This window comes from Bacillus sp. AK128, assembly GCF_053903075.1.
Genome location: NZ_CP096379.1, coordinates 421,186 through 432,938 on the forward strand (window position 1 = coordinate 421,186; position 11,753 = coordinate 432,938).

Here is an 11,753-nt window from a genome sequence, read left to right on the forward strand (position 1 = left end):
AAAAGCAGAAGAAAACTCTTTTTTTCAGTAAGTAATCATCGTTATAAACCAGTTTCGTAGAATACAGTTAAACCCCAATAATATATTATAAGGCAATAGTTTGTTTTACAAAAAACGATCATTCTTTCCCTTTTACTCAAATTGACAACGATATATTACTTAAATATTATAATAATTAAAACTATTTAGATTGAATGGTTGAGATTTGTCGTGGTTTACAGCGTTAAGTGCTTTACCAATTAACAGTTTAGAAAGCGCTTACACTCTAAAAAGAAACCGGTTTCGTTTCTTATTCGAATAAACCATACCTATAACCACATATATCGATTTTCCACATGAACACTTGTAATAAAAAGTCTACAAAGTTTTTAAGGAGGTGATCCACTCTTAGCAACTGTACATAAATAAAATATGATTTTTAAAATTAGGAGGAACCAAAAGTGATACGTAGACCAAGGGTACAAAAGTTTTTAACCATCATAACAATGATTGTACTATCATTATCTACTATTCTTCCGGCCACTAGTGTTTTGGCTGCGGAAGAAGGCACTGTTTCAGTAGGTGCTGGTAATTACAGAACATCCATTGCTGGATTAAACTACGGAAGTCCTCAAAGTGATATTTATAAAACAATCAATATTGAAGGAGCAGTACCTACAAATGAATGGTGGAGCTCTGCGATTTGGAAGGATTATTCAAGTGCCATCTATCCTCATCCATTAGCTGTAAAAGCCTATGATCAAGGATTAGGAATTGATTATACTGAAGTAAAGGTTGAACCGAACAATCGAGAAGATGGAAAAGATTTTATTAATGCTCTCTATGAAGATGAAGGTAGAGACCTTGTATTAGGTGGAGAAGGTCTAACTGCTGAGGCAGCATTAGTAGATGGATATAGTGATTGGGCTGTTGACCTACTTTTTGAAAGCGCTGACAAATCTCAACAATTAAAAACGACCATTTCTCACGGTAGTCCCTACATCTATGCAACTTACACGAATACAATTCCTCAAATAAACCTTAATGGGCAAGCTACTTTATGGAGTGGAGATGAAAATAGCAATGTTTTAGGAGTAACCATTAATGGGAATCATTATGGTGTTTTTGCCCCAGCAGGAACAACTTGGACTGGACTAGACTCTAGTAAGTTCACTGCAACTCTTCCTTCTGGAGAAGACTATTTATCTATTGCAGTATTACCAGATGCAAGCACAGAAACATTAGCATTTTATGAGCAACACGCTTACGCATTTATTACAGATTCTATCGTTGAGTATTCTTATGACGAACAAACAAGTAAAGTAACAACTAATCTTTCTGTCACAACAGAATTAAAAGAAGCTGGAAAATCTGACAGTACGATTATGGCTCTTTACCCTCATCAATGGAGAAACACAACTGATAGTTTACTAGACTATGAGTATCATTCTCCTAGAGGAACCATGAAGACCTTTGCTGGCAACACAGTAACGACAGTCCTTACTTACCACGGAATGCTTCCATACATGCCGACACTAGGTGCAGATCAAGAAAGACTGCAAGACTTAGTAGATACAGTAGAGGCGGAATCTCAGTTAATCCGTCCAGGACTAGAAGGTGATGGACCTTATTGGGTAGGGAAAAACTTAAATCGTCTGTCTCAAATTTTACCGATTGCGGAACAATTAGGTGATGAACAAGCCGCAACTAAATTTAGAGAAGCGATGCAAAATGAATTAGCGGATTGGTTTGCTGCACCAGCTGATCGTGATACTAGATTCTTCTATTATGATGACAACTGGGGTACGTTGCTTGCTTATCCAAATGGATTCGGTGCTGATACGGCAATCAATGACCATCATTTCCACTGGGGTTATTGGGTTTATGCCGCAGCATTATTAGAGCAGAACTACAATTGGGCGACGACTACTAATTTTGATGAAATGGTCGAGCTTTTAATTAAAGATATGGCAAACTGGGACCGCACTGATACTTCTATGTTCCCTTACCTTAGAAATTTTGATCCATATGCTGGCCATGCTTGGGCATCTGGTAATGGAACTGATCTTTATGGTGGTGATGGTTCGGTAACGGCTGAGCCAGGTAACAATCAGGAGTCATCCTCAGAATCGATTAACGCATGGGCAGGAATGATTATGTGGGGTGAAGCTACAGGAAATGACGCAATTCGTGATGCAGGTATTTATATGTACACGACTGAAGTAGACGCAATTAATAACTATTGGTTTGATATTGATAATATGAATCTACCAGCTGAATATGAGTATGAGTATGCACCGATGGTATTCTCGTCTGGGGCTGAGTACCGAGTATGGTGGACGAAAAACAGTGAAGAGGTACATGGAATTAACATGCTTCCAATTACTTCATCTTCCTTCTACCTTGGCTTTAATCCAACCTATATGGAAGCCAACTATAACAAAATGGTAGAAGAAAATGGTGGAGTCGAACAAGAGTGGGCGGAAATTTTCTGGAAGTACCAAGCGATGTATGATCCTGCTGCTGCTCTAGAAAAGTTCAACACCACTGATTATGCTGCAGAGTATGGTGAAACGAAAGCACATACGTACCAGTGGATTACCAATTTTGAAGAACTCGGACATGTAGATCGTTCTGTTACAGCCAATGCTTCTATGTACGCTGTTTTTGATAAAAACGGTGTGAAGACGTATATGGCTTTTAACCCGGAAAGCACTGAAAGAACGGTTACTTTTACAAGTGTTGATGGATCTAGCCCAGCAGTTGAGCTAACGGTTCCTGCTAATTCAGTAGCATCAACTGTTAGAAATACAAACTTAGCAGACACTACAAAACCAGATCTAGTGGTAACAGATATTATTACAGATCCATCTGTTCCTGCTACTGGAGATATTGTTACTTTTAAAGTTAAAGTACAAAACCAAGGATACACTGAAGCAAAAAAAGCAGATGATGCTGTTGGTATGATTATTAATATCAACGATGGGAATCTTGGTTGGGGTGGAATCGATAACCCAATTGGACCTGGCGAAACGGTAGAGATGACGTTGCGTGCAGACTGGACTTCCCCAGCAACAAGCTGGACTGCAACAAAAGGTACTCACACCATTACTGCTCATGTTAATAACCCTACAGATGGACAGTTTGAAGAAGTGAATTTAGATAACAATACATTTACAAAAGAAATTATTGTAGAAGATCCGCCAAAAACGAATGAGCTATTCTTACGTTCATTAGGATCACTACCTGTTAGAACGCTATTAAAAGAGCAAGGTAGCTCAGCAGTTATTGATACGCTAACAGCAGACAATGACACTGTAGTTTACGAAGTAACGGATGTTCTTGGAGATTTCCAAGGAACAGGGACAACTGCCTATCAATTAGAAGTAGATGCAGCTGCAAATGCAGAAGTACAAGTGAAACTGTCTTATGATTTTAACAATGATGGAACAGTGGATCGCACAGAGCTATTTGCTCCGCATCAATTAGATGATACAACTGGATTTGAAACGATTTCTGGTACAGCTGATACTGCAGATGTAACAGGGATTTATAACAATTTTGCATACGGAAAAGTACAGTTAGAGGTTGTTAATCTAACTCCGGAATCAACAATTGATGTTCGTGTAAACGGTTCATCTAAAGTTCAGTTCCCTTACAATGAAATAAACATGATGACTAAAGCTGATCTTGTGATAAAAGATTTCACTTGGGAACCAGCTCAACCAAAAGACGGAGACACCGTAACGTTCCAACTAGTGGTCGAAAACCGTGGAAATGCATCTGCAAAAGACGGTAATGGTGCTGTTGGTTTTGATATGCATATAAACGGAGCAGTTCTTGGTTGGGGTGGAGTCGGCACACCAATTGGAGCAGGTGAAACTGTAACAATGGGCTTAAGAGATGACTGGGGATCTCCTGGCGCATGGACTGCCAAAGCAGGAACGAATACTGTTAAAGTCAATGTAAACAACCAAAAGAATATTGTAGAAGCAAACTATGAAAATAATACTCTAGAAAAAGAAATCGTGGTTGAAGGAGAAGCAACAGACCCAACAGACCCGACCGACCCGGGTGAAAAAGAATGGGTGGAAGTAGGAGAAAACCTAGTTATTGATGGCGGGTTTGACACGACTTCAGAATTTGGTACAGCTCCTGATCAATTAGTGGATGGTTGGAACATCTTTAATATGGGTGCCCATGATCCAAATGGAGGTAAAGCTGCGTTCTCTGTAATCAATAGTGAGTTACAAGTAACCGTCCAACAAGTGGGTTGGGAACTCTGGCATATACAATTATTGCAGAATTTAGATGTCCCAGTGGGAACTTATAAGTTTGCATTTGATGCTAAATCTGACTTGGAACGCCCAGTATATGTTGAACTTGCTGGTAGTGACATGGAAACCATAACAGTTACTGACACAATGGAAACTCATGAAGCGATCATTGAAGTTGGTGCGGATGGGGTTAAACAGTTATTAATTGGTCTTGGAAAAACTGGTGCTGATCCAACATTAACTACTCCATACAATATCATGATTGATAATGTGAAATTAGTTGAAGTGGAAGAGAAAGCGACTCAACCTGACCCAGAGCCAGAAAAAGAATGGGTTGAAGTAGGAGAAAACCTAGTTATTGATGGCGGGTTTGACACGACTAATGAGTTTGGGAATGGTGACAATCCGCTGGAAGGCTGGAACATCCATAACCAAGGTGAATTTGAAGCCTATGCAGGTCTTGCTGACTTCTCTGTTGTAGATGGTGAATTACAAGCAACAATCCAACAAGTAGGTTGGGATTGGTGGCAAATCCATTTGTTCCAAAATATCAACTTAACGGCTGGAACATACAAAGTTGCATTTGATGCAAAGGCTGACGAAGAACGTCCGTTATATCTTGAACTTCAAGGGACAGAGCGACAAACATTTGACATTACTAACACGATGCAAAACTATGAAGCAATTCTAGAAGTAAGTACAGATGGTACGGCCAAACTATTATTCGGCTTAGGACGTGTTGCAGCTGATGCTGAGCTTCCAGTACCATATCATGTAGTGATTGACAATGTGAGAGTGGTTGAAGTGAAAGAGGATATAGGTGGTGAACCAATCGTTCAAGTTACGGCTGACTTCGATCCATCTACTAATAAAGCTACAATTAATGGAGACTCTATTGAAGAATTAGCGTTAAAAGGAACTCTTGAGATCAACCTTGATGAAGCCAACAGTTATGAAAATATAATTCTAGAACTAGATGGCGGCCAAGTAGAAGCATTAAAAGAACGTTACGCTGTTATTCAATTAGCCAAGCAGGATTTGGTACTAGATATACCTGCTAAGAACCTGACTGAGGAAGGAACAGCACAAATCGCTATTACTAAATATGAAGACAATAATAAAGCTTTATCCGCAGTTTATGACTTTACCATTACCCAAGGAGAAACAGTGATTGATGCCTTTGAAACACCTGTAACGATTACGTTCAAGGTAGAAGGTTATAAAGATTCTAGCAAAGTTAAAATTTATTACTACGATGACGAGAAACATAAATATGTATCAATTGGAGGTACGTTTACAGATGGATATGTAACTGCTGAAACAGACCATTTTACCGTCTTTACGACTTTCGAAAAACCTAATAACAAAAAACCGAAGATAAAGAAAGGCAAAGGCAAAGGTAAAAATAACTAGTTACTCTGAAATCGGTGAAATAGAGGTCTGAGGGGACGCATCGGATTCTAGCGGACCCTCAGTCCTCTATTGCTAGTAAAAACGATGAAAATGCCGACAAAGTGGACCGAGAGTCCTCTATTTGCTCAAAAACGAGTAATTTCCTCTGTAATTGCTCTAATAGAGGACTCAGTGTCCGCAACAAGTCCAAAACGACTAGAAATCGGTGAAATAGAGGACTCAGGGTCCGAGGAGAAACGAGGGAGAAACGATGGGACAGGGACTTTGTTGCAATAAGCAGAGGTTATACTTTACAGGGCGGACAGCAATATGATCCAGTAGTTTAAGTGGAAAAAGCAATCCAACAAATGAATTCAAATGAAGTGATTTGGCAAGAGGAAGCATGGGTAAAGGTCATGCTTCCTTTTTCATGGACAGGAAACGGCAAATCCAGTCCTTTTCTTTAGATCAGAGCCGTCGCCTTTCCTCTATTTTTTGCTAGGTACAAAGTCCCTGTCCCTATGTTGCTCATTAATCACGACTCTGTCTCTACCCAAGTTTTTAGCTCTATATAAGCAATCGTCTGCCTGCTGAATCAATTCATCTATGAAGGAATTCGCACGCACTCCCTGATGAGAGACTCCAATGCTAACCGTTAAAAAGATCTCTATTCCGTGATCAAGAGTGAGTGGATGCAAATGAAAAGATTCTCTTAATACATTTGAGATTTCCATAGTCCTCTGTACATTAGTATTGGTTAATACTGCAATAAACTCTTCCCCACCATACCTTCCTACAAATCCACTGTTTTTCAAACTTTCAGCGATTTTGTTCGCCACAAATACAATGGCTTGGTCCCCGATGGTATGACCATACGTATCATTTACTTGTTTAAAGTGGTCAATGTCGATTAATAAGACGGATACTTCAGTGGATTCCTTTAAAACCATATTTGCTTGATCTAAGAAGTGTTTTCTATTTAATACTTGGGTTAGATGGTCATACATGGCTGATTTCTTTATCGAATCATAATTCATTACGTTCTCCATGAGAACCGTGAATTGTTCCATGAATTGTGGCAAAATTTTCTCTTGTTGATCAGGATCTAAATGATAGAATTCCTCACTATAAACAACGAGTAGACCAGTATGGTCCTGGCAGACAACAGGTATAGACAAGAATGTCCCGTTTAACTGTTGTATCCCAAATATCTTTGGATCTACTTCATGTGTATACGTGATTTGTTCTAATAATTGGTTATCAATATTGAAGGGTTGCTCAGCTGATAGATCACCATGTTGAGCTAAAATATGCCAAGTTGTTTTATCTTTAGAAAGGTATACCCCTTTTTCAAACTTAGTAAGATTCCTTAGAGCGTTTATAGCACTTTCAGCTAATAAATGATGTTCCTTTAAGCTAGTCATCTGTTTAAAGGATTGCTGAAGAAGGACTTGCATGAAATATTTTTTTGCTTCCGATTCTTTTTCAATCGTAATCCTTTTAATTCGATCTGCTAGTCCTAAGGATAGGACCAACACCTCGACAAGAGAGCCTATCTTTGGAGCGAATAACGTAATCGAATTAATAGGAAACACTTTATAGGCAGCTAGAATGTTGATGCTTACTCCTACTAATAATAAAGCCCATGCAGCTATAAAAAACCTGGCTTCCCGTGTTTGTAATCTTACTTTGAGTGCAATTAAAATAATAAAAACAACAAAAAAAGTAGCGATAATCGTACTAACCATAGTGGAAGTACCAACACTTAAAAATAAAGGGGTAACTAAAGAAATGGCACAAACAATTGTAAAACCATTCACCATTTTATATAGAAGCGGTGCAATGCTTTTCAACTGTAAAAAATGTTTAGCAAATTGTATGGCGAACAACGATGAGCAGAGTATAAAAAATGAGTTAGACCTAAGTGCCCACCAAGGGGAATCCCCCCAAAGCCATTGAAAGGCAAAGCCATCCCAGATTGCTTGCATGATGGTGAACGAAGCTATAAATAAAATGTAATACAAATAAGTTCTTTCTCTTAGAGAAAAGAATAAGAAGCTGTTATAGATCATCATGGCAATCATCGTGCCATAAAATAGACCGTAACTGATTTGATCATTAGATTGATTAACGGCAAAAGAAGTAGGGTCCCAAAGTGTAAGGGGGGCCTGAAAAAAACTATCTGTTTTAATCTTTAAATAATATGTAGTGATTGTGGTGGAAGGTTCTAGGTTGAGTGTAAAGACCAAGTTACGGTGTTTAATGGTTCGTTCGTTGAAAGGCAAGCTGTACCCAATAGTTTCCTCTAGTTTCAGAGTTTCATTTAAAGGAGTATACAAAGAAACCAAACTTAAATGTGGCTTCTTTACTTCTAATAACAACTCTTTTGGAACGTCGCTAGTATTTAATAGATTGAATTTAATCCAATAAGTAGAGTTAGACATATCACCGTCAATGTTAACCTCACTCATCGGAGAAAATTTGTCTTGAATGGTAAGAATCTCTTCTTCTGATAAATTGTCATGATCCACGTATACCGATAAATGCGGAGTGATATCCTCCTCCTCAAAATCGATACCTACTTCAATCGTATTGGGTGCTGCGTAAGCTTTTAGTTGACTATTTAAAAATAGAGTGAAAAGAAGAATACTAATGAGTATGTGGTACTTTTTGAAAGTTAGTTTCATAGTGTTAACTCCTGATTTCAAGGGATATTGCTATAATTATAGCATGAGGTCACGTTACGGGGAGATAGGGACTGAAGTCCTAAAGTAAGTCATTAAAAATTGTCTTCTTAAACCTGGTTACTCCTGCGAGGTTATATATATGTGAGAAACTAACTCAATCAAAGGGAAATGTTGAATAAGGATACTTTTTCACCGCTTGTTTGAGTCTTCGATTATCTTCAACTCTTCGTACTAGTTTGAAACTGTTTAAATGATATTGTTAAAAAATTCAGAAAATAACTATTAAAAAAGCATTATTAGCCTGTCTCTTGCATTAAATAATAAAAAGCACCTTTTTGTGGGTGGTCATACAAAACTTATTAAACAAACACTACTGCATTATTAATTAATTTACAATTAATACAGGAAGGAGGTCATTACATCGGAACCATTATCGGTATTTTACTTACTGTAATTATGGGCACTGTTGTCTAATTTCAATATCTTCAATTAGAAGAGTTTTATAGAATTCGAAAAAATACGACGTAAGACTATGTGACTTTTGTTGATGGAAAAAAGAGGGAATACGAATTGTTCCATCTGATCGAGTGATTATGAGAAACGATGTGACAGAAGAAAATTGGGAAGAGTTAAGGAATCTAGTAGATAGTTAGGGAAGAGTTCTAATTTCCTCCACACTACCTTTATAAAAAATGGATCACTTATTTCAATTGAATTCCTAAGCGTTTTATCAGTGATGTAGAAAGGGAGATCCAATTTGATGCTAGGTTTAATACTTGTAATTCTGTAAGTTAGAATAACTTTTCAAAGTAAACGCTTGTGTTCACTTTGAAGGGTTTAAATGATTCTCAAGTATTTTGTCAAATTCAATCTCCATTTTCTTTCGATTCCAACTACAATTTTCTTCTATTTTCATTTAATATGTATCTACAATTCAATTAATATGTAATTTCATATAAATGCAGATTCTTTTCTTTACTAACCTCTATTTCAAAACTTTTTGCTTGGATAGTTATACTCATTTCTTTCTCCTTCTTCAGGAATAAGAATTAGTATTAGATTAAGTTTAAGTGGAAATTCATTACATAGAAAGGCAACTTCAATCAATTTTCATCGGAAGAATATTGACCTTTTGAAGATGTAAGAGAAGGAGTCAAAATAATTACATCTGAAAAAGTTACCTTGAATTATTTTATAAACTTGGAAATAAATGTTGTTATGTTGGTTAATTATATATAAGGCTAGAAATTAACTAGATTTTATCGTATAAAATTATCAGTTAGGTAACAGAAATTAGAAAAGGAGGACATGTTTATGGGTACATCGGGTACTATGTCACGGAAGGGGGATAGAAAAGTAGCCACTAAATGAATATTACAGCTTGGTATCTATTTCTTGTCAGAAGAACTATTTACTTTGATCCTCAAGATTTCTAGTCCTAATTTCTCCGCTTTTTTTAGGTCAAATACCCTACCTTCAAAAATTAACTGTTTATCGAAATTTACTAGGTCTCCTTTCAAGAAGAGACTGCTCTAACTTATTAATAGTATAGTTGTAGAAGGGCTTAACATTTGGTGCTTTTTAATGTTTAGTTATAAAAGCTGTTAACTTTACTTAACCTTGGTTATTAACTGTTTGACCGATAGAAAATGTATGTAGGTGTTTCTGGTATGGAACATCTCTTTGGGTACTCTTTCAAATGCCTGTACCGTTTCGGATAAACTATAGCCTTTACCTGTTCCGAAATTGTAGGTAGGCATCAATAACGGTAGTTTATTGCTATGTAGAGTGTTTAAGCATACAAAAGGGTGGAGAAGATTGCGGATTTACCAAAACTAAAATAACGGATAAATAGAAAATGAAAAAAATATAATTTGTAGCTACTATAGTAAAAATGCATATTAATGTATTTTACTTACCATATTTAAAATGGTACCGATAATATGGTTATGAGATCCATGTATTATGAACTGTATTTTCAACATTCTCTCTATAAGCCATACGCTAATGGTGGCGGACAAACTAGATAGCAGCAAGGGGTTATTGAAAAAGTGGATTGAAAGTTATTTATACGGCTTGCTAAATTTTCTTCCATTTGAGAAAGATCAGGATGGGGTTAGGTATTTTTATGGCTATGATTATTGCTAATAGTAATTTTTAGTTGGTGATGGGCATGAAAAATAATAACAAAGAAATGATAGTAATAGCCCCGAAAAAACAGTGGTCGGAAGATTAATATTCTAAAGGATGCGTCCAATAAAAAAAGTATTATTAGGTCAAAATTATTTTTATTCAACTTTACAAAAAACAAAATTTCAGTGGAGGTTAATCATGAAAAAAGTAGCTTTAATTACAGGGATTACAGGACAGGATGGCTCTTTTTTAGCTGAATTCTTATTAGAAAAAGAGTATGAAGTACATGGCATTATCCGAAGAAGTTCATCATTCAATACAGGGAGAATCGAGCATTTATATATAGATGAGTTAATAAAGGATATGCATATTAATAGAAAGGTCCAATTACATTATGGAGATATGACAGATTCTACAAATCTAATTCGGTTAATTAGGGAGATAAAACCTAATGAAGTTTATAATCTTGCTGCTATGTCTCATGTTAAAGTTTCGTTTGAAGTGCCAGAATATACAGCGGATGCCGATGGTATAGGAACGTTAAGATTGCTTGAAGCGATTAGGTTTTTAGGTTATGAAGATAGAATGAGAATTTATCAAGCTTCCACTTCCGAGCTTTTCGGAAAGGTTCAAGAAGTGCCACAGAGTGAAAGCACTCCATTTTACCCAAGAAGTCCATATGGAGTAGCGAAATTATATGCTTATTGGATTACAAAGAATTACAGAGAAGCATACAAAATGTTTGCTGTAAATGGGATATTATTCAATCATGAGTCTGAACGGCGTGGAGAAACCTTTGTTACTAGAAAAATAAGTCTTGCGGCGGCACGCATAAAAAAAAGAACACAGGAAAAGTTATATCTTGGAAATTTAGATGCTAAAAGGGATTGGGGGTATGCAAAAGATTATGTAGAATGCATGTGGTTAATGCTACAAGCAAATGAACCAGAAGATTATGTAATTGCTACAGGTGAAATGCATACAGTAAGAGAATTTGCAACACTTGCTTTTGAGGAAGTTGGCATTGAAATTGATTGGCAAGGTGAAGGCATTGATGAAAAAGGTATAGATAAATTAACTGGACAAGTAGTTGTTGAGGTTGATCCGAAATACTTTAGACCGGCAGAGGTAGAGCAATTACTAGGTAATCCTGAAAAAGCAAGAACTAAATTGAATTGGAACCCTACAAAGACAAGTTTTAAAGAACTTGTAAGAATCATGGTTCAAAGTGATATGAAATTAGTAGAAAGAGAAACAAGAATTAGAAGAGAGTTTGATTAGGAGT

The 11,753-nt window shown here is 36.7% G+C and carries 3 protein-coding genes; 2 read left to right on the top strand and 1 reads right to left on the bottom strand.

What is annotated here, in order from left to right; genetic code table 11:
* The first annotated feature begins 440 nt into the window (after positions 1 to 440).
* A complete protein-coding gene (locus M1D60_RS02005) occupies positions 441 to 5,669 on the top strand; it encodes a glycosyl hydrolase (protein ID WP_456277558.1) in 5,229 nt (1,742 codons plus the stop codon).
* 467 nt (positions 5,670 to 6,136) lie between these two features.
* Here the strand turns inward: M1D60_RS02005 and M1D60_RS02010 are convergent, their stop codons facing one another.
* Positions 6,137 to 8,335 carry a sensor domain-containing diguanylate cyclase gene (locus M1D60_RS02010; RefSeq protein WP_456277559.1) on the bottom strand — a complete coding sequence of 733 codons (2,199 nt, stop codon included), beginning with the start codon at positions 8,333 to 8,335 and terminating at the stop codon, positions 6,137 to 6,139.
* 2,331 nt (positions 8,336 to 10,666) lie between these two features.
* Between M1D60_RS02010 and gmd the strand changes: the two genes are divergently transcribed.
* A complete protein-coding gene (gene gmd, locus M1D60_RS02015; RefSeq protein WP_456277560.1) occupies positions 10,667 to 11,749 on the top strand; it encodes a GDP-mannose 4,6-dehydratase in 1,083 nt (360 codons plus the stop codon).
* Positions 11,750 to 11,753 lie beyond the last annotated feature (4 nt).